Source organism: Streptomyces sp. NPDC002306 (assembly GCF_053593435.1).
Genome location: NZ_JBSFCK010000036.1, coordinates 23109 through 43061 on the forward strand (window position 1 = coordinate 23109; position 19953 = coordinate 43061).

The 19953-nt window shown below is 66.8% G+C and carries 13 protein-coding genes, 1 tRNA gene and 2 pseudogenes; 7 read left to right on the forward strand and 9 right to left on the reverse strand.

From position 1 onward, the window contains the following. Positions 1-53: 53 nt before the first annotated feature. The 3 genes and pseudogenes from ACWCQK_RS35200 (at position 54) to ACWCQK_RS35210 (ending at position 3662) form a co-directional block, all read left to right on the forward strand. Positions 54-2396: a UvrD-helicase domain-containing protein gene (locus ACWCQK_RS35200; RefSeq protein WP_451162146.1), complete on the forward strand. Its 2343-nt coding sequence runs from the start codon at positions 54-56 to the stop codon at positions 2394-2396. A gap of 219 nt (positions 2397-2615) precedes the next feature. Then, a pseudogene (locus ACWCQK_RS35205) lies at positions 2616-2837 on the forward strand (helix-turn-helix domain-containing protein); the annotation flags it as partial. 252 nt (positions 2838-3089) lie between these two features. Continuing rightward, entirely contained in the window at positions 3090-3662 is a 573-nt protein-coding gene (locus ACWCQK_RS35210) for a suppressor of fused domain protein (protein WP_451162148.1), read from the forward strand. A gap of 24 nt (positions 3663-3686) precedes the next feature. On the opposite strand, the gene ACWCQK_RS35215 is transcribed toward ACWCQK_RS35210, so the two are convergent. After that, positions 3687-4277 (reverse strand): hypothetical protein, encoded by a 591-nt coding sequence (locus tag ACWCQK_RS35215; RefSeq protein WP_451162150.1) that lies wholly within the window; start codon positions 4275-4277, stop codon positions 3687-3689. Between ACWCQK_RS35215 and ACWCQK_RS35220 the strand changes: the two are divergent. Then, positions 4261-4595, forward strand: a pseudogene (locus ACWCQK_RS35220) (helix-turn-helix domain-containing protein); the annotation flags it as partial. The gene ACWCQK_RS35215 and the pseudogene ACWCQK_RS35220 sit on opposite strands and share 17 nt — an antisense overlap. Before the next feature lie 70 nt (positions 4596-4665). Here ACWCQK_RS35220 and ACWCQK_RS35225 read toward each other — a convergent pair. The 7 genes from ACWCQK_RS35225 to ACWCQK_RS35255 form a co-directional block, all read right to left on the reverse strand. Next, the gene (locus ACWCQK_RS35225) at positions 4666-6507 is read right to left on the reverse strand and encodes a hypothetical protein (protein WP_451162152.1); all 1842 of its coding nucleotides are present in this window, start codon (positions 6505-6507) and stop codon (positions 4666-4668) included. A gap of 520 nt (positions 6508-7027) precedes the next feature. Next, positions 7028-7100, reverse strand: a tRNA-Pro gene (locus tag ACWCQK_RS35230). A 361-nt stretch (positions 7101-7461) separates the two neighbouring features. Beyond that, positions 7462-8415 carry a hypothetical protein gene (locus tag ACWCQK_RS35235; protein WP_451162154.1) on the reverse strand — a complete coding sequence of 318 codons (954 nt, stop codon included), beginning with the start codon at positions 8413-8415 and terminating at the stop codon, positions 7462-7464. Then, on the reverse strand, positions 8412-9581 hold the full coding sequence (locus tag ACWCQK_RS35240) for a protein phosphatase 2C domain-containing protein (protein ID WP_451162156.1): 1170 nt from the start codon (positions 9579-9581) through the stop codon (positions 8412-8414). Before ACWCQK_RS35240 ends, ACWCQK_RS35235 begins: the two co-directional genes overlap by 4 nt. Beyond that, positions 9578-10243 carry a vWA domain-containing protein gene (locus ACWCQK_RS35245; RefSeq protein WP_451162158.1) on the reverse strand — a complete coding sequence of 222 codons (666 nt, stop codon included), beginning with the start codon at positions 10241-10243 and terminating at the stop codon, positions 9578-9580. Before ACWCQK_RS35245 ends, ACWCQK_RS35240 begins: the two co-directional genes overlap by 4 nt. Before the next feature lie 32 nt (positions 10244-10275). Further along, the gene (locus ACWCQK_RS35250) at positions 10276-10713 is read right to left on the reverse strand and encodes a hypothetical protein (RefSeq protein ID WP_451162160.1); all 438 of its coding nucleotides are present in this window, start codon (positions 10711-10713) and stop codon (positions 10276-10278) included. Between the two features lie 62 nt (positions 10714-10775). Continuing rightward, on the reverse strand, positions 10776-12227 hold the full coding sequence (locus ACWCQK_RS35255; RefSeq protein WP_451162162.1) for a hypothetical protein: 1452 nt from the start codon (positions 12225-12227) through the stop codon (positions 10776-10778). A 1068-nt stretch (positions 12228-13295) separates the two neighbouring features. On the opposite strand from ACWCQK_RS35255, the gene ACWCQK_RS35260 reads away from it, so the two are divergent. Together ACWCQK_RS35260 and ACWCQK_RS35265 are read left to right on the forward strand one after the other, a co-directional pair. Next, positions 13296-14726, forward strand: a complete 1431-nt coding sequence (locus tag ACWCQK_RS35260) for a hypothetical protein (RefSeq protein ID WP_451162164.1) — start codon at positions 13296-13298, stop codon at positions 14724-14726. Next, the gene (locus ACWCQK_RS35265; protein ID WP_451162166.1) at positions 14723-16255 is read left to right on the forward strand and encodes an HsdM family class I SAM-dependent methyltransferase; all 1533 of its coding nucleotides are present in this window, start codon (positions 14723-14725) and stop codon (positions 16253-16255) included. Before ACWCQK_RS35260 ends, ACWCQK_RS35265 begins: the two co-directional genes overlap by 4 nt. A 196-nt stretch (positions 16256-16451) precedes the next feature. Here the strand turns inward: ACWCQK_RS35265 and ACWCQK_RS35270 are convergent, their stop codons facing one another. Next, the gene (locus ACWCQK_RS35270) at positions 16452-18437 is read right to left on the reverse strand and encodes a DNA/RNA helicase domain-containing protein (RefSeq protein WP_451162168.1); all 1986 of its coding nucleotides are present in this window, start codon (positions 18435-18437) and stop codon (positions 16452-16454) included. Positions 18438-19337: 900 nt separating this feature from the next. Between ACWCQK_RS35270 and ACWCQK_RS35275 the strand changes: the two genes are divergently transcribed. Next, on the forward strand, positions 19338-19937 hold the full coding sequence (locus ACWCQK_RS35275) for an HAD family hydrolase (RefSeq protein WP_451162170.1): 600 nt from the start codon (positions 19338-19340) through the stop codon (positions 19935-19937). The last annotated feature ends 16 nt before the right edge of the window (positions 19938-19953 follow it).

The window sequence follows — 19953 nt, forward strand, 5'->3', positions numbered from 1 at the left end:
AACGGCCCCACCACCCGAATAGATCCCTCCCACCACCCGGAAGACGACCTCTGATGACCGTCCGTCTCAGCCTGTACCAAAAGGCCGAACACGAGCTCTACAAGCTCGACCGCTCGGTGAAGGCCAAGTTCTACGACTTCTCCCACCGCTTCCGGGAAAACCCGCACAGCAACGGCCTCCAACTCAAGGCCCTCAAGGGCGACTCGCAGATCTTCTCCGCACGCATCGACGACTCCTACCGAGCCCTGCTCACCCGCACCGGAACCGACGAGCACGGCGACGACAACTGGCTGATCATTGCGGTCCGGCATCGCCGGGACGTCTACGAACAACTCTCCGTCGCCATCAACCGGGTCTCCGGAGAGATCGAGTTCGTCGACCTCTCGGTCGTCGGTGAAAACGCCCTACGCCGCGCCGGCATCCAACTCGTCCCTGCCGAACCGGACACCACCCGAGTACCAGCAACCCCACCCCCCGCGACGTTTTCCAGCGGCGAAGCGCTGGCCACCGCGGCACCTGCACTCCTGGCCGCCCACTCCCCGCAACTGCTGAGAGAACTCGGCGTCGCCGAATCTCTCATCGACGTCGCCCTCACCCTCACCGACACCACCGACCTCGACCGCCTGGTCGCCGGAGCGCCCCTGCTGTCCCAGGACATCCTCTACGGCCTCGCCGCCGGGATGAGTCCGGACGAGGTGCGTGCCGAGATCACCGACGCGGTCGCCTCACCGGAGCACATCGACCCCGCCGACTTCGGTGCCGCCCTCGCCCGCACCACCGTCATCACCGTCGACGACGCCCTGCAAAAAGTCCTGGAAGAAGGAGACTTCCAGGCATGGAAGGTCTTCCTGCACCCCACCCAGGCACGCCTGGTCAACCGCGACTACAACGGCCCCGCACGGGTCTCCGGCGGCCCCGGCACGGGCAAGACCATCGTCGCGCTGCACCGCATCCACCACCTTCTGCGCCAGCTCAAGCCCGGCCAGGACAAGCCCATCCTGCTGACCACCTTCACCAAGAACCTCGCCGCCGACCTGCACGCCCGCCTCAGTGACCTCGTCGGCGATCCCGCCCTCCTGGCCCGCGTCGACATCACCCACATCGACGAACTCGCCTACAAGGTCATCACCGAGAACGCACTCAGCGGCCGCAGCAAGCGCCGCATCGACGACCGCACCGCCCTGAACGAGCTGCGTGCCGTCCTGAAGGAACTCGGCCAACAGAGCGCCTGGGAGCCGGAGTTCCTCATCGAGGAGTGGGAACAGGTCATCCTCGGCCAGTCCGTGAGCACCCGCGCCGCCTACTTCCAAACCCGCCGCTCCGGCCGCGGCCGGCCGCTCACCCGCCCCGAACGCGCCGCCGTCTGGAACATCCTCGACCGCTTCACCACCGGCCTCAACACCAAAGACATCGAAACCTGGGGCCAAGCCGCCGAACGCGCCGCCCGCTACGAGATGGAACGCGCCGCCCGCATCCACGCCCGCCAGGAATACAAGGACCAAGTCGGCGGCCGCGACCTCATCCACCGCGACGCCGAGGCAACCTTGCACGACCTCAAACACCGCTACCGGCACGTCGTCGTCGACGAGGCACAAGACCTGCGCGCCGCACACTGGAAAATGCTCAGAGCGATGGTCGCCCCCGGCGACAACGACATGTTCATCGCTGGCGACACACACCAGCGGGTCTACGACAACCAGGTCTCCCTCGGCTCCCTCGGCATCAACGTCCGCGGCCGCTCCGCCCGCCTCTCCCTGAGCTACCGCACCACCAAGGAAATCCTCGCCCAGGCCCTGTCGGTGATGTCAGGTGAGGCCTACGACGACCTCGACGAGGGCACCGACACCCTCGCTGGCTACCGCTCCGTCCTGCACGGCCCCAACCCCGACCTGCACGGCTACACCACCTGGGAGGACGAACTTGACGGACTCGCCACCATGCTGCGCACCTGGAGCAACGACCTTGCCACCCACGATCACGGTACCGGCCGCGACCCTCGTGGCCTGATCGCCGTTGCCGTCCCCGACCGCGACAAGGTCAGCCAGGTCATCTACCACCTCGCTACCAAAGCCGGACTCGGCTACGCCCAGCTGACCTCCGACGGCCCCCGAGGCGACGGCGCCATCCACGTCGGCACCATGCCCCGCTTCAAGGGACTGGAGTACCAGCGCCTGGTCATCGTCGGCGCCAATGACCGTCTCGTGCCCAGGATGGAGGCCATCGAGCGCTACCGCACCGAAGATCCCGCCCGCTACCGGCGAGAGCTACGCAAAGCCCGCTCGATGCTCTTCGTCGCCGCCACCCGGGCCCGTGACGCCCTCACCGTCACTTGGCACGGTGACCCCAGTCCCTTCCTGGCAGGGACCCTGGCCACCGTGGCGCAGGGTGCGTTGTAACGGAGCGCCTCCTGCACGGTGGCTCGGTGCCTCCCGCTCGGCGATGCCGGGCGGGAGGCACCCTCGGCTGGCCCTGACCGCAGCTACTGGCCTTCTAAGGGCCCGCAGAGAATTAACTTGCCGGTTTTGAGACTTGACGCCGCAGTTCGGTGGGGTGGCCGCCCGCATGTTGTTCCTCTGCGGGCCCTTAGGGTTGCCTTCGGGTGGTGACGTTGGGTGATCCCTGCGGTATGCCGGTGCTATGCGGATGGTGGGGGCCTGACTGCTGAGTGGCGGGCTGCTCGGGAAGGGATCCGGCTGGAGGCCGGGCAGAGGTTCGCGCGAGGAGACAGGACCGCGGACATCGCCAGAGACCTGCGGGTGAGCGGGCGTTCGGTGGAGCAACGGCGCCGCAACTGGCGTGCAGGCGGTATGGAGGGTCTGAAGTCGAAGGGACCCGCGAAGCTATCGGACGATGATGGCGATTCTTGAAATCGGCCAGCCTGGATCTTCTTCCTCGGATGGTCCGTCTTTCATGCGACTGGGGATGGCCAAGATCAGCGATCGTGGAGCCTCGGCGAGATGTTGAGGGGTAGTCGGGATTGTGCGCGTAGTTCGACCTGTCTGGCTCCCGTCTCAGCGTGATCGTTACTGTCCAGGGGATCATTGGTCATCGCCGGGCCTGACGTGCTCGGAAGTCAGACGGGAGACCTGATGCCGGAGCTCATAGACCATCTTGAGAGCAGACTCGGGCGCATGCTCGGTGCCTGGTCCCCACCCGCAGGCGCCCCGCAGGGGACTCCTCAGGTGGCGTGTTTCCGGGAGGGCCGGCTCTCGGGCGCCCAGGCGTTCGCGACGATCGGCCTGTCGCGTACTCCGTTGTGGGACCCGACTTCGGACCGTCATTTCCACTTGGAGCTGCTGGCCTGCGAGAACGCCAGCCGAACTACGGGCTATGGGCACCTTGCCGAGGTTCTGGAATATGTCACCGGGCAGTTGGTGGCGAGCGGCCAGGCGATTATGCGCGGTGACGTGCTTCCGCTTCCCGCTCCGCTGCCCGGTGGACTCATGACCTCGCTCTATGCAGGGCTGCCTGTCTACTTCGACGCCGACTTCTTCTCGGTCACCGTCGAGAACGGCAGTGATGTCGCCATCGTCTGGCTGATCCCCATCACGGCTGAGGAGACCGCCTTCATTCGCGAGAAGGGCTGGGAGGCATTCGAGGACGCACTGGTTCGCCAGGACCCCGATCTCCTCGACCCCGACCGTCCCCAGCTCGATCTGTGAACCTGGGACGGCTGGAGGGCCTGCTCAGGGCGTCCGCCTCAGTGGGACGACATCGGTGCGGTGACGGGGCATGGTTGGCCGGGCGGCTTCCGGGGTGGCCAGCAGCGCGACGATCGTGATCGGCTGCTGGCAGTGCGGGCAATTCCGCGTCGCGGTCGGCTCCAGCGAGTCCCGGGCCGGTGCCGACTGCCGCGTGCTCGCGCGGGCCGGTGGCGGCGGTGGAGGCAACTCGATCCGGGCCGACAGCACGGGCGGTGCCGTCTGGGCGAGGCGGCGGTCCCGTTCCTCGTTGAGGGCCTGGTCACGGACGCGCTCGGCCTCCTGACGGCAGGCCATCGAGCAGTAGACGGTGCGGACCGTCTTCGGTGCCTGGAAGGGGTTGTCGCAGACCGGGCAGAGACGGGCCTCCTGCTGTTGCTCGCTGCGACGGAACGCGACCAGGCACTCGGCTGAGCAGAACTTCCTCTTCCGGCTCAGGTCGGTGGTGAACTCCTTGTCGCACTGCGGGCAGACCCGCTGCTTGGGCAGGTGCGCGCATCCCTTCTCGCGGCAGGCCGGCGAGCAGTTCTTGCGGCGGCTGGATCGGTTCGCCCTGCCGGAGAGGGCGCTGTCCAAAGGGCCGGCTGCGCATGGCTGGGAAGACCAGCGGTGGACATTGGAACGCGTCCGGACGCTGATCGGCCGCCAGTTCCGCCTCAGTTGTTCCATCGCGGGGGCGTGGCGGCTCCTGCACCGCCACGGCTGGTCCTGGCAGAGCCCGGCCCGGCGTGCGCTGGAACGCGACGAACACGCGGTTGAGCTGTGGAAGAAGGAGGTGTGGCCGCAGGTGGAAGGACCGCGGCGGCGCTCGATGCCTGGATCCTCTTCGAGGACAAAGCCGGGTTCGCGATGACGCCGCCATGCGCCCGCATCTGGGGCCGGCGAGGACTGACTACTGGGGCCGGCCCGCTTGCTTTCGCAACTGCTGCCGGGCGTGCTCCTGGGGCTGCGGTCGATGGCCTCCTCAGCCGTGGATCACTGCTTGAGCGGCAGGCTCAGCCTGGAGCCAGTGGCGGCCGGTGGGTGCCCAGCCCAGGAGCCGGCGTGCGCTGCTGTTTGTGGGGCTGCCGTCGGGGCCGAGGTCGCCGCCCGCGTGGACGTAGCGCAGACCCGCCAGGACGGGCGCGAGGCGCGTGCGAGCGTGGTCGGGATAGCGTGCCGCGTCGTCGTCGAACTGCGCCAGGGCCGTGCCCTGCTCGTCGGGGGTGGCCATCGACAGGTAGAACAGGGCCTGGCGCCAGGCATAGGCCATGTCCTTGACGGTAGTCAGCGGGTGCGGGTTGCCGTGGATTCGTGCGGCAAGGCGGCAGGTGGTGGCGAATGCGCTGCGGGCCAGTGCCGCCCAGCCGGACTGCGGGCTCACCCCGAGCGGCCCGGCCATGAGGGCGAGGTTGTGCGTGGTGAGGATCTGGGCCTGCTCGATCACCGCGCCGGCTTGGGCGACAGACAGCCACGTCGTTCCATCGACGCCGGCGCGTTGATGACACAGCGCCGCGAACTGCACAGTGCCGACGAGGCTTTTTCCGTCCCGGGAGGCGGACTCATCGATGCCGGCGACACTCGCGTAATCGATGCCGTAGTAGGCCGCGTACAGGGTTTGGTCGAGGAGCTCGGCCGCGGTCCGGGCCGCGGCAGGGAACTTGGCGGTGAACGTGCCCATGAAGATGTCGGCCGCAAGCTCCTCCGTCCACGCAAGCCTGAGCCCAGCGGTCCGGGCGAGCGTGGCGAGCTGGCCTATCAACGGGTTGGGCAGCACGGTGCCGGGCCAGCCCTGCAGGGCGAGTTCACCGAGGTTGGCGAGGGCGCGTGCCGCCGTCGCGCGCACGGGATCGGTGGTCTGGCGGTGCTGTTCGACGGCCCGGACCCAGGGCAGTTCCTCGAAGCGGACCTGGTGCTGCAGGTCGACCAGGAGCACCGAGCGCCGGTTGCTAAAGGCCCCGTAGGAAGCGGCCATCAGGCGGCATAGTCGGGGGTCGGGGTAGGCGGCGGCGCTTGCGGCTGCGACAAGCTGAGGCGTGAGGGCGGCCAGCACCTCAGCGGATGGCACGACGCCGGCTGCGATGAGCGTTGGGACGTCAGCGGCCAGCGCCCGGTGCACCAGACGGGCGATGGCCTTCGGTACGTCGGCGCCGACGGGCAGCCCTGTCGCCTCGTACTCGGCGGGGGTGACCGCCACCGTGAAGGTGCGGGCCTGCGGTGTGCCCGTGTTCGGCGGCAGGTCCGCCAGGCGCTCGGCGACCAGCTGGGCCATGGCGTGGTGGGTTGGGCGGGCGGCGTCTGCGGCCTGACGGGCACGCAGTGCCGCATGCTCGCGCGTACCGGGTACGCCGCGTCGGCGCACCATCGCGTCGACAGCGTTCTGCACCAGTCCGCGGCGACGCGCATCCAGGTCGCCTCCAGCGACCAGGTCTTCCAGCGCGGTCCGCAGGATGAACGAGTTCTCCTTCGGGCGGCGGTGCTTGCCGCAGCGGGTGTGTTCCGCGGCCAGTGCGCGGTAGCGCTCCAGCAGCGCGGTCGCGCGCTGCCTCCACTCCGGCTTGGGGGCCCTGGCCAGGATGCGGCCGTTGCGCACAGTCTTCAGCCAGTGGTCGAGCAGTTCGTCGGCGAAGGGATTCCATACGGCCAGCGCCTCGTTCATCGCCTCGACCCCGGCGTGCGGGCGCCGCTGCTGCAGCCGGCGGCGCACCTGTGCGACCGTCCAGCGGAATACGATGCCGCTGTCGGACCCAGCTGGCGCGGCCGGCTCCGGCTGCGGCAGGAACCGCAGACGGTCGGCGAACGGCTCCAGGACGTCGAGGAGTTCCAACGCGGTCGCGGTCTCCCCGCGGTCGGCGAGCCAGGCAACGGTGAGCAGGGCGGCCTCTTCGGGCAGCTCGAGGGCGTACCGCCCGATTCCAGCAGGTCCGTCAGCTCGGCGAGGCCCGTCGCGGTGAGGGCATGCGCGAACAGGGCGCGCCGCTCAGCCGGCAGACCGGCTCGGTGCGCGGCGACGGCTTCGTGTGCAAGCAGCGGTCCGCTCGCGGCAGGCGTACCCGTGGTGAAACCGCCACGGACCACTTGCGGGGTGACCCATGCAGGCAGGCTGGCCACGGGAGTGCGCGACCCGACGGTCAGCGTGCCGTCGGCCATGCCGGCCAGAACCTTTCGCCAGCGCTCCACACGCTCCTCGGCGCTGGCGCGCACCCGTCGGTCCTGGTGCGTCAGGGCCGTGGTGAAGGCCCTGGCCAACTCGCCCAGCGGGTAGACATGCGGAACGTCCACAGGTGCCCGGCCATGTGCGGTTGCGTCGTGGCCGTCGCTGCGGCCGGAGTCGTTCGTGTCCATAGCCAGCGTGGCGGGCTCTGCCCCCGCGCCCTCCGGGTCCCGAGCCCGGTGCTCTCCTGACTGAGCTACACGCCGTTGCGCCTGGCGAGTTTACGGGCTGGGCACCCTGCCTGGCCATCGACTTCCTTGTCACCTCCGGCGCTTACATGGAGGGCCCTGGACTGGTCAGCAGCGATCACCGGGGTCGGCGTTGAACTGTTGGACGTCCTGCGCGGACACGTCCGGCCGCACTCTGATGAATCCCACGCGGTACCGCCACCGGCTGCCGTTCACGGGCTGCGTGCGTTGACATCGCCGGTGTCATCCTCGCTCCCGAGCTCCGGGCCAAGGAGATAGAGCACACCGGATTCCGTTTTGGGCTTGTTCCGGTGTGACAGACACCGTTGGTGTGGTGGTGCTCGGTAGAATCCGGAGCCTATGAGTGCCGGATCCCCGTCTATTGTCTGGGCGCGCGCAAGTCGATCGGTCTACGGTCGCGCACACCATCCAGGACCGTGTGGTTGACGGAGGGGCGAGGCCGGGGCGTGGCCGCCGTGAGCGTGATGACGCCGCGGTTGCTCAACGCGGTCTGCCATTCGTTCGGACGGGGCCGGGTGCTGCGTTCACCCGCAGCCTGTGCGAAAAGGTTTGTCGTTGCAGCCGTTTGACGCTCGTTGAGGCAGCCGGCCACGGGCCGCAGCTCCTGGTCCGGCCTGATGTACGGGTCTTGGGTGAGGATGCGTCCCGCAGTGAGAGCCGCCTTGTATGCGTCCGTATCCACGCTTGCCTCGGTGGAGGGCGCGAGCGGGTCGTTCCAGTCGGGGGTGGCGGCCTGTGCCTGGACGGCGTTGCGCCCCACCTGGCGAAAGCCGTCACAGTCCAGGAAGTGAACGGCAGGTTGGGGCATGAGAGACCACAGGATGTTGGCCTGTGAGATGTCCCCGATCACCAGTCCGGCGTCGTGGAACCAGCTGATCGCCTCGACGCAGGCCAGCGCCAGAGCCCTGCGCTGCTCAGGAGTCGGCTGTACCACTTCCTGCCAGGCAACTTTCGGCGGTCTGATCAGGTACTGCAACTCAAGAAGCTTCGTCGCGCCCGTCGCCGTGCGCCATGTCATGGCAGACGGGGCACGCCTCATGAGGAGGCCGACCACCCGGCCAACCTCGGTCACGCGGCACAGCGGCCAGGCGGCGAGGGTGTTCAGACGGTCTTGGTCGGTTGGGACGAGCCCCTGTCGAAACGCCACCAGGTCTGCGAGCGCTTGGCCATTGACCTTGGAGGGATCTTTGTACTCCTTGTAGAGCAGGTCACCGTTGCCGACAGAATGCACGTCGCCCTGACCTCCACTGCCGACTCGGTCTCCCAGTCTGAGCGATGAGCGGGCGATGTCGGCACCGTCCTCGGCGCTCATGCGCCCTCCTCCCACACGCAGACGACGGTTCGATCGTCGTCGTAGGACTTGGCTCGCGTCTGGGCCTGCCACAGGAAGTCCGACAGCGAGGGCACCTCGGGCCCGCCCCATGCGGCGGCGACGTGGCGTGCGAAGTCCGGGTCCTTTTGCATGAGGGGATTGGTGATGCCGTCGGTGCCCAGAAGAAGGACCTCGCCCGGCACGGTGCGCAGCAGCATGGCCTTGACACTGCGGTAGGCGTGAGGGAGCGCCTCAGTGCGAGTATCGAGCAGGTCTTTGCCGTCGTCCGGGTCCCCGCTGTGCCAGTGGCCCTCGCGCAGCACGAACAGTCCGCCGTCGCCGACGCTGAACAGGACGCGGTCGCGGATGGCGGGGTCCGTTGGAATGAGGAGCACGTGCAGGGTGGTCGCGTAGTCCTCGTCTGCGTAGGGGTGAGAGTGGTGGCGCGAAGAGCCCGCCCATTGGCTGCGTAGTCCGTCGGCCGCGAGGGCGATGGCCTTGCTGGCCAGGGCACGCAGTTCGCTCATGTCCCGTGCGCACAGTGCCGCGTGGATGCTCTCCGCCTCCCGGTCCAGACGGATGGCTGCCGCCTGGGAGATGTGGTCGGAGCCCACATGCGAGTAGCGTGCGGAGCCGACGCCGTCAGCGACCGCCAGCAGAAGCATTTCCGCTTCAGGGGGGCCGATCCGCGTCACCACCATGGCGTCCTGGCGGCAGCTGCCCGCCCAATTGTGGGAGTCTCCGCGCACAGAGGCGGCTCGAACGCTCAGACGCCCGATGCGGGCGCCGTCGAGCAAGACCACTGGGGACAAGGCGGCGAAGCTGTCGCCGTCTCGCAGGGAGGGGCGTCGCAGGGGATGCGGCGGATAGGTGGGTGGACGAGTGCCCACGTGCGCGGGCACTCCTCGACGCAGCTCGATCGTAGGGTCGCCGGACGGCACGACGTCCTCAGTCGGCTGGAGCGCTGACGGGGCCGTCGGTGCGGTGACTTCGGCGGAGTGCGCGGCCCGTTCGGCTGCTGCCCCCCTGCGCACCAGGCTCACCAAGGGTGCGTGGCCGTCGGCCGGGCCAGCGGGGACCGGGTGTGCCGGGTGGCCATAGGAGCCGTGGGAATCCGCGCCGTGCGGGTGGCCGTGGAAGTCCTCGCCACTCACGGGGGCACTCACAGCTTGTCCAGCGAGACGGTGGTGAAGCCGGGCACGTGGTCGTCGACCTGTAGCTGGAAGCCCTCCCCGCCCCGCGCTGCGATGCTGCTCGCTGAATTGACGATGGACCGGGTCAGGCTCGAAGCGAACTCGCGCAGCGCGACGGCGGGAGTGATAGACGCGTCCTGTTGGATGAACGCCTTGAAGTTGGCCACCTCCGTGATGGTTGCGGCGTCGGCGTCGGCGATCCCGAAGGCGATGATCTTTGGGGTGTAGCGGAACGCGTTCAGTTCCCGGAGCGCAGTGCGCCAGTCGTGGTCCGTGGGGATGCCGTCGGACAGGAAGAAGACAACAGGCCGATACACGTCGTGGCCGTCACCCTTCAGCGCAGCGACGTCCTTTTCGATGGTGTCCTTCAACAGACGGAAGGCAGACCCGAAAGAGGTCACCCCGCCCGCAGACAGCGACGGCAACTGAGTCAGCTCGCTGAGGTCTGCGAGCGGCTGCAGCACCGAAGCCTGCGTGGAGAAGCCGATGAGGGCAAAACGAGTCTTGTCCGCCACACTCGGATTGGTGCTGATCTCCTGGTGCAGGTCCGGCAACGCTGCGTTGATGGCGTCGACGCCGGTCCCCGCCATGGAACCGGACTCGTCGCACACCATGTAGAAGGGCAGTATCTGCATGGTCTCTCCTGGTTTTGGGGACGGCGCAGCCGTCAGCGGGTGTAGAAGTAGATCTCCAGGTCGGCGGTGCCGGAGGCACCGCCATTCCAGAAGTCCCGAGTCGTTGCGTCGGTGAACATCTGTGGTCGGGCCTTGCGCAGAGACGCGTTGATTTCGCTCGCGTACGCCTGGCCGGCGCCGGGCTCCGGGGCCTGGCCGAAGGTCAGGACAAAAGCGGCGGTGCGGCCCTCGTAACGGGCAGTGGCGGCCCGGAGCTGCTTCACCATCCGCGCGCTGTCGCCGGTTGTCGCAGTGACACGGAGCTTGACTGGTCTGCGTTCCACCGACCGGGGCCCCGTCGGCGTCGGGCTCGCTTGGGGCGGTGCCTTGGCACTGGGGGACACGCTGGACGGTGAAGGCCGAGCGGAAGCCTGTGCGGCCAGCGGATCACCGCGGTCGCCCAGGGACACGAGGGCCAGCACGAGGAGCATGTCGGCGAAGAGCCACCCGGCGAGGTGCAACGGTGTGAACCGCAATCCTCTTCTGAGCGGACTCACCGTGCCGAACCGATTCCGGTCCGCAGCTCCGTCGCCTGCTGCAGCTCGTCCTCCGCGCGCTTTTGTGCTGCTTCGGCCCCGGCCTGCGCAGCCTGCGCCTCAGCACGAGCCGCCACTGTCTCGGCGCGCGCAGTCTCGGTCTCGCGAGCCACCAGCGCCAAAGCATCGGTGACGCCGGCGAAACGGTCGGCCGCCTCGTGCAGGGCTCGGCTGCGTGCCTCGATGCCGCGCAGTGCCTCGCGAGAGACCTCCGCAGCATCACTCGCTTGCTCAGCCACCGTCCCGAGGTTGGTGAGCAACTGGCCGTTGATGTCCGCCACCACTTCAACACCGGTCGTGAACCCGCGCTGGGAGGCAGCCAGCACGGTCAGGGAATCCTCGACCTGCTGTGCCGCGTCCGACAAAGACCTGCGCACGGTGTCGCCATTGTCGCCGACTGCAGTCTCCAGCCGGCCCGCAGCACGCGCGAGGACGTCGCGCATCTCGTCGCCGGCTGTCCGCAGCTTCTCCAACGCCTCGTCGAGGACGCTTGTCTGCCCGCTCACAGCGTCGGCCAGCCGTCGGCCCGCCTGGTCCAGCGGGTCGTCCAGATTCCGCACCGCGCTCTGGATAGCCGTTCCGCTTTCCCGCACAGCCTCCTCGATCCGCAGCACCACGTTCTCGATCGGCCGCACATACGCCTCCGCCTGCACAAAACGCTGTTCCGCCTTGTCTGTGGCCTCACTGACCAGCCGGGCGGCGCGCGTGAGCTCTTCCTGCGTGGTGATGGCCTTGGAATGCATGCGCTGCAACCGCCCTGCCGCCGCATTGAGCTCCGTGGCGAAGCGCTGGGGGGAGGCGAAGCGGTGCTCGTTGAGCAAGAGCTGCGCATGGGTCAGGACTGGGATCAGGCGGGCGAGGACCGCACGGGTGCGCTCACGGGTGCGCTCGTCCCGGCGCTCCGCAGCGGAACGTCGGTAACCGTGTACCGTCGTGAGCACGAACAGCGTTGCCAGGGTGATGCATCCGCCCACGGCGACGTGACCGAACCGGAAGAGCACGCCCAGGTGTCCGTCGAACCCGGACTGCCACAGTTGCAGGAAAGGTCGGCCTGCGGCCTTGGGGTCGTCAGCAGTGAGGGCTCCGTACGCGCTCGAGGCCTGCCACAGGCCGAACCACGTGAAGAGCAGCGGCAGGAAGACCAGAGCTCCCAGAACCCAGTCCAGTATGGAGTCGAGACGTGTGGCTGTGCCGTCGGGCACCGTCTCGGTGGTGACGCTCTCGGATCGCGCGAAGTGGGACAGCAGGTCGAGGTCGGCCCAGGCGTTGAGGGCTTCCGTGTCGGTGGAATCGAGTGCCACGGCCAGCGCGCGCAGCTCCTCGGCGCGCGGTGCGAGCGCAGGATCCTGCGCCATGTCCTCGAGGTGGCGTGCTGCCACCCCCTTGTCGAGTTGTTTCCCGGCCACCATTCCCACCCCTGCCGGCCATGCCGGAACGTTTCTGAATGTTGAGGTGCCGCGAGGGTATGGGCTGTGACCAGCGCGTATGCCCCTGCCGCACAAGACGAACGGATGACGGATCTTCACATCCTCTTCACCAGTCGCGCAATATTAGGCCACGATCGCATCGAAGAACGGCTGGGCAGACAACGGCCATGGGAAGCGCTGCACCAGGAGGCTCCCAAGAGCGGTGACGGACCACGGGGGCAACGGCCTGCTGCCGGGAGCGAGATGCGCGAGCCGCCAGGGGACAGGAACGGCACCGACACAGCCGGACTGCCCCCAGACCTGGGCCTCTGACCCTGCATACGCGAGACACTGGATCCTGAGGATCCGAGAACAGACATCTCAAAGTCATGAAGATATCCGCCACAGTTCACGGCGGACGCGGTCGCGCTGCACCGGTCGCGGCCCGAGGCGACGATCCAGCAGGCCGTCGCCGATCTGGGGACCAAGCCTGAGACCCTGCGCAACCGGGTCCGGGCAGCCGGCGCGAGCCGGCCGTGGGGATGCCGGACAGAGGCATCCGCCAAGACGCCACGCCACGGGAGGCGGAGCACGCGGCTCTGCGCAAGAAGGTCCGTGAGCTGGAGGAAAAGCGAAGTTCTGCGGAAGGAAACCAAATATTTCGCCGGAAGGCACGCTGGTGCAGCCATAGTTCTCCGGAGCTTCACACCCACGGCCGCCCTCGCGAGTGCCTTGCGCTGGGCCAGCTCGAGAGTGACGCAGACCCTCGAATCCGATGAGCCTGTCCGGCGCCAGAATCCTCTCGAGGAAGAGGCAAGGGACCGGGAGAGAGTTGATCTCACGATCCAGCCGCATGAAGCTGATGGCGCCCGCACCATCCGGCAGCCGCAGCCTACGTGCCAGGAAGTCACCGCCCAGCCCCTTGGCTCGCGCTACCTTGCTCGGTTCCAGCCGACTCCGTCAGGCTTGATGCTGGCGTGACCGCAGTTACGCTTGGTGAGCGCACTGGTTCGGGACTGGGCGCAAGAACTGCCATGCCGAACATCCGTGGGTAGTTGAGGAGATCTCGCTTTGGCGGAGTTAGAACTGCCTCCCGGCTGGATGGAAAGTCGCCTGGCCGACGTTTTGCGCAGTCCGCTGGCGAGCGGGCGGCCGAAGCCGGCCGAAGGCCGATGGAAGGTGCTGCGCCCAACGGCACTGTCCCCCGCCGGGGTGGACTGCAGAGATGTCGATGACATCGTCGGGGGCGCCGGAGGACGGGCTCCGGTGCTCGCCTGCGAGGGCGACTTCGTTGTCTGCCGTCGCGCGGGGACTCTGGACCGGCTTGGTTGCGGGGCACTGGTGGGGATCGGGTTTGCGCCGGTGGCTCTTCCGAGCAGCGTGGTACGGGTACAAGTGCGGCCCCAGATCCTGCACCCTGAGTATCTGGGGCACCTGTGGCAGTCCACCCGGGTGCGTCAGCAGATCGAGGCAGCTGCGGGCGGCGGCCGCATGCACTCACTGGCCCTGCGCGTGCTGCAAGAGGTCAGGCTGATCGTGCCGCCGCTGGCGGAGCAGCACCGCATCCTCAACATACTCAAGGAACGGCTCGGACACCTGGATCGTGGTGGTGAGGCCCTACGTCGCGCGTCCGCAGGCGTGACCCTGCTGCAGGATGCTGCCCGCGATGCACTGACACCCTGCTGCGATGCGTCCTCTGGAAGCCTTCCTCCTGGCTGGTGTTGGGGACAACTTGGTGACGTCATCAAGAGGATCGAGGCGGGCCAGTCACTGCAGCACACCAAGCAGTCCGCGCGCGGCGACGAGTGGGGGCTGATCAAGACCAGCGCCATGACACGAGGCGCCTTCCGCGAGACGGAGAACAAGGCTGTCCGCGCCGGAGCGCGCATCGAGGAAAAGCACGAGATCAGAACCGGCGACATTCTGCTATGCCGCGCCAACTCCCCAGACCACGTTGGTGCGGCAGTCCATGTCGCAGCATGCCGCCCGCGCCTGCTGCTGAGTGACAAAAGCCTCCGGCTGGTACCGGAACAGAACATCGATAGGCGCTGGCTGGCTCAGCTGCTTGCCACCTCTTATGTGCGCACGCAGATCGGACAACGCAGCAGGGGCGCCCTCGCGACGATGCAGCACATCTCTCAAGCCCGCCTGAGAGAGATCCCGATTCCCATCGCACCTCCAGGCGAACAGCAACGGCTGGGCCGGGCGGCCACCGCCTGGATACTGAAGGCACAACGGCTCCATCCGCAGGTGCAAAAAGCCCAGGAAAATTCAGAGCATCTACGCCGAGCGCTTATTGATGCGGCATGCACCGGGCGGCTCTTCGATCCCTCAAGCATGAACGCACCACAGCGACAGAGCACGCTGCCCGTGTGGCCGGATCTATCCCCCAGGGCGGACGACAGCGTCGGACGATCGAGGGTCAATACCGCCCCAGGCTCGCCCGCCGACCGGGATTTCAGAACCGCCATCGCCGCTGCGCAGCTCGAGTTTGACCTGTGACCGACACACTTCCCTCCTCCGTTCCCTTCACCCAGCCGGTGACGGTGTCGAGCGACAAGGCGGCGACGGTGACCGACCGGCTCGCGTCCTACTGCACCGTGCTGTGTGACCGCGGGTTGTCCACCGTGGAAGCTGTGGAGCAGCTCACCTATCTGCTGATGCTCAAACTCGAGGACGAGCATCTGAGTCTGCATCCCGCCACGGCAGGGGAAAGCTGGCCAACTCCATCTAAACCGCACCGATGGAGTTCACTGACCGGACGGCACGGCGACGATCTGGTCGCCCATTTCAGCGAAATCCTCGCGCACCGGTCACAGCACGGGACCGCAAACATGCTGGATGGCGTCTTCGCTGGTGCGCAAAGCCAAATCCACGACGCAGGACTGCTGCGCCGCCTTGTGCACGATCTCTTCGAACCAGCCACATGGAGCGCGCACGGCACAGATGCCCTGGGCCAAGCCTACGACGCCCTCTTGGAGAGGGTGATGAACGACGTCAGAGGCGGTGCAGGCCAATACTTCACCCCTCGCGCGCTCATCGACGCCATTGTCGAGGTGATCCAACCAGTGCTGACAGACACCATCGCCGACCCGGCCTGCGGGACGGGCGGCTTCCTGATCGGCACGCACGAGCACCTCCTACAGAAACAGTTGACCCACGACGAATGGACTCGCTACGACACCCAGCAGATTCGGGGACACGAACTTGTCCCCCGTACAGCTCGGTTGGCGACGGCGAATCTGCTGCTGCACGGCATCGCCTCTGCCGGGCAGCCGGCACTGATCGCCGTGGGTGACGCTCTCGCTCAATCACCCGACCGGCAAGCCTCACTGGTGCTCGCGCACCCTCCCTTCGGCAGGCATGCAACCGTACCGGTCGGACCGTTCAACACCGCCCGGCACGACACGCTCGCGCGAGCAGACTTCGTGACCGGATCGATTGACAAGCAGGTCAACTTCCTGCAACACGTCATGTCGCTGACAGCGACACCGGGACGTGCAGCCGTTGTCATACCGGATAACGTCCTCTTCGCGACAGGCGCAGCAGAGATCGTGCGACGGCGTCTGCTTGAACACTTCGACGTCCACACCCTGCTCAGACTGCCTGCCGGAGTCTTCTACAGCGCCGGCATCAAGGCGAATGTCATCTTCTTCGACCGACCGCCACACTGCACGGATGACCGCCCCCAGACAACCAAGGTCTGGGTCTACGACCTGCGCTCGGGCCGACAGTTCGCGCCCGGCCATGACCCACTCCTGCGCAGTGACCTGGACGACTTCGTTTCTGGGTACCTGCCGGGCCAACCGCGTACCGACCGGGTGGAGACGGAACACTTTCGCTGTTTCGACATTCAGGACGTGCTGAACCAGAACCAGGCACGCCTGGACCTCACCTGGTCATCGGAGCTGGCCAGCGCTGGTCAGCTGGCGGCCCCCGAGGAGATTGCCCGGAACCTGGTACACGACCTGCGTCTGGCCATCGAGGAGTTCGGAGAACTCGCCGCAGAGCTGCACGGGGAAGTCAATTGATCCCAACCGCTGGCTCCGCAGCCCCAGAAGCGCTGTCGGTGCTCTGTGGAGGGCGGGCACGGGCGCCGCGCTCAAGCCGTCACCCCCGACTGCCGGATGCGACGGCCACGGGCGTCAACCGCCTCCACGGTTCCGCCCCCGCGACGGCGCCCCGCCGACAACGAGATCTGCAGCCACCAGCCGGGAGGCGGAAGACTCAGATCCTGGGAACACCCAGATCAGCGAAGAGCTGACGAGTGGCCGGATCTACCGAGTACAGCACGGTGCCGCGAATGGAGCGGGTCATGAGAACCCCGTACGCATTGCGGATCCGCTCCGCCAATACGTCATCGGAACGCACCCGGTTCGCCTTGCTACGCACATGCTGGCGGTCCACAACCCAAGACCCTGAGCTCCAGGTGAGGTCGGGCCCCATGATGACGCCACCCCACTCGTACTCCAGGCCCTGTGCCGTATGGACACAGCCAATCTGTCCGAAGCCCCCCGGATCCGTGGCCCAGAACTGTCGCTTGGGCACCCCGGGCGTCGAGTGGCTATCGCCGGCATTCCATGGCTTCGCCCAGCCCTCCTCCGGCGCGACGTCCGGTTTGGTGCCCGTGTTATCCGTCCACTCCCAGCACATCCCCGCAGACATGCGGGCACTCAGTCCCGCATCCAGTTTCGGCTGCAGGAACTTTTCCATCTGCGCAGCGCTGTCCGCGTACAACAGCTCGAACGGCTCTCGGTCCTCTCCTGCATCAGGGTTCCACGGCAGAGGGTCGCCGAGGAGGAGACGCTGCACCCATGTGTCGTACGTAGAACTTCCGATCGCGCGCAGGGCACGATCGAGATGGATCGGCACAACCTCCGCCCGCAACTCATGGATTGCGTCGATAAGTTCTCTTTCGGACCAGATTTCGTCCGCGAACAGTCGCTGGTCACCGTCGATGAAGAAGACGGGAACCCTGGCCCGGCTTACAATCACGGACACCGAAGACTCACCGGGCCGCATGGTGAAGGATCCCGTCTTCGGCCGTTCGGGCAGCCGGTGCGCCTCATCGCACAGCAGCAGGTCCAGCTCGTTGGGGCCCAGGTTGTCCGCGACCTGATTCAACGTGGCGAATGCCTTGCCCTTGCCTCGGACGCCGCGTTTGAAGTTTTCCCGCGAGGCCACGCCCCCCGACACGAAGCGGGCAACAGCGCCATCGTGCAGGGCCTGGCCCAGCACCGTCAGCGCCACAAGTGACTTCCCGGTGCCAGCCCGGCCGCTGACGACGTACACCTTCTTCGCGCCGGGTGACGGGGTCCGGACCGCGGCCATGATGCCGTCCACAGCCTCGCGCTGCTTCTCCAGCAAGCTGAACGTCGTGTAGCCGTTGACGATCGCCCCGGCTTCGGACGTCAGCAGCGAAGTCGAGCGGCGCCTGGCCAGGAGCTCCTGCGCCGCTTCGGCGTCCGCCACAGCGCTGAAGTGGCTCTTGAGGAAGGTGCGAAGGTCCGCTGGCTGGCGGGCGGTGAACGTCGCAATGCCGGCGGCCGGCCGGACCCTACTGATCCACTGCGACTGCGGGTCCTTGAGATTGTGTAGGTACGCGGCCCCGACAAGGTGTACGTACCGGTCGTCGAACATGCTGTGATGGCGCCTGAGTGCGTCCAAGTTGTCCTTGACTTGCATGGCAGGGTGCTTCTTGTGCCGCCCGTAGAAAGACGCAAAGACGCGCTCCACAGCACAGTCTTCACACAGCGATCCCGGGATGGCTTTCCTGCACCGGGCGCACAGCCCGTCCGTCGTTTTGGACGGGTCGGGACGTTCGACCTCGCTCCACTGTTTCAATTCAATCGCGGCAAAGCTGAGCCCACCGTCCGGATGGCGGCCGGCGAGCACCACGTCGATCGGGTTCATGCTCGGATGGACGCGGTACTCCACGAAGAGCCACACCTGCCCGAGTCCGAGATCGGACAGCGCCGTGGCCAACTCGTAGACGCTTTCGCGCCACGCATCCTTGTCGCTTTCAGAGGGGGCCTTGCTCGTGGGGTGCGCGGCCTCGTAACAGGCCACAATCTTGGGGATGAGTCGGTGCCGGTCGCGCACCAGCTCCTCAGCCGGCCAGAATGCCTCCAGGTCCGACCACGTACTCCCGCCAGCCATTGCGCGTACCTGCTTCCATGCCGACCGTTCGCCCTGAACCTCATGCTCGTACATGAGTATCGCAGTCGCCCCAATTGCCGATAGCGATAATTGGCCGAACACCGGCCTGCTGAGGTCACCCAACGGCAGCACTGACCTGCGACCCAGCGCAAGTTCACACTCGCTTCCGCGCCGTCGGCTCCACAGAGCGGCTCCAAAGCTGCCCAGCGCAGCCATGCTGTGAGGGTTTCGCCAACACCCGCCTATTGAGCAGCAGATGACATGCAGACCCCGGGCAATGCCGGAGCGTTGCCGCTGCGCACACGTGTCAGCGGAGCTCGCTGACCGGTCTCATCGTGGCCACGATCGGCTGTCAGCACGCTGCTTGATGTGCGACGGCGTGCTCGCCCCCCGTCAACCACGTCGCCGTGGTCGCCCTCACGCTTGGCACACGGCGATGGCCGGGGGCGGTCAAGGACTGCCGAGGCCCTGTTGTCCACCTCAATGGGTTCTGCTGGAACGATGCACTGGACGTCGCGCCGCATGACGGTGACCACATCCAGAACGTGAGGCCAGCCTTCAATGCTGCTGCGAGGTATGAAAGGCATGCGCCGAGCAGTTGGCAGGGACTCGTGGGTCATGTTGTCCGTGCTCAGGACGGGCGAAGGCGAGAGATCCCCGTCCGCGGCAGCGTGCCGGTCGTGGTGAAGGCAGGGCGGAGCACGGAATGCGATGCGCGCCGGCTGAACCTGTGGTCGCTGGGGAGGCGGAGGAACGAGTGGCCAGAGAAGCGTCTTCGAAGCTCAGGTTGGAGCAGAAGGGCCCCGGCCGGGAGGCGGGAGGTAGAGGTGGCGTGTGATGGTCATGCTGGAGACGGCGCAGATCTGCCGTGATTGTGGGCCAATGTTCCCTACCTGGCTCTATAGTTGATGCTGTCCACAAGGCCTGCGCGACGTCATGATTCCGAGGACAGGTATGACAAAACTCATTTTCGACCTGGACGGCGTCATCATCACCTACGAGAAGAACTTCGCCGAGAAGTATTCCGCGGAGTTCGGGGTGGGCATCGGCGAGATCTACGACTTCTTCGTCAACGACTACTATGACTGCGCGATCGGCCGGTCCGCCCTGCGCGACAAGATCGAGCACTATGTTTCGCCCTGGGGTTGGCCGGGAGATGCGGATTCCCTCATCCAATACTGGTTCGATTGCCAAAGTACAGTGGACAGCGGCGTCCTTGACCTGATCGGGCTGGCGAGACGGTCCGGACACGAGTGCTACGTGGCTTCAGACCAAGATGCGGCAAGGTCGGCCTATGTCCGTAGTCTGGTTGACATTGAGGGTGCTTTCGACGGGGCTTTCTTCTCCTGCGACTTAGGTGCGACGAAGACTGAAGCGGTCTTCTTCGAACGCGTGCTGGGTGAACTCGGCTGTGCGGCCGACGAGGTCTACTTCTGGGATGACAATCCCAAGAACGTCACCACCGCCAAGCAGGCGAGGATAAAGGCGGAACTCTATACCGCCTACGATGATTTCTGGCCAGCATTCTCCGACCGTTTCGTCTCGGCGTCGTAGCTGCCCGCGAGGTACG

Coding starts and splice junctions, on each gene's coding strand:
- ACWCQK_RS35200 (WP_451162146.1), top strand. CDS start 54: ATGACCGTCCGTCTCAGCCTGTACCAAAAGGCCGAACACGAGCTCTAC.
- ACWCQK_RS35210 (WP_451162148.1), top strand. CDS start 3,090: ATGCCGGAGCTCATAGACCATCTTGAGAGCAGACTCGGGCGCATGCTC.
- ACWCQK_RS35235 (WP_451162154.1), bottom strand. CDS start 8,415: ATGAGCGCCGAGGACGGTGCCGACATCGCCCGCTCATCGCTCAGACTG.
- ACWCQK_RS35245 (WP_451162158.1), bottom strand. CDS start 10,243: ATGCAGATACTGCCCTTCTACATGGTGTGCGACGAGTCCGGTTCCATG.
- ACWCQK_RS35250 (WP_451162160.1), bottom strand. CDS start 10,713: ATGCTCCTCGTGCTGGCCCTCGTGTCCCTGGGCGACCGCGGTGATCCG.
- ACWCQK_RS35255 (WP_451162162.1), bottom strand. CDS start 12,227: ATGGTGGCCGGGAAACAACTCGACAAGGGGGTGGCAGCACGCCACCTC.
- ACWCQK_RS35270 (WP_451162168.1), bottom strand. CDS start 18,437: ATGTACGAGCATGAGGTTCAGGGCGAACGGTCGGCATGGAAGCAGGTA.
- ACWCQK_RS35275 (WP_451162170.1), top strand. CDS start 19,338: ATGACAAAACTCATTTTCGACCTGGACGGCGTCATCATCACCTACGAG.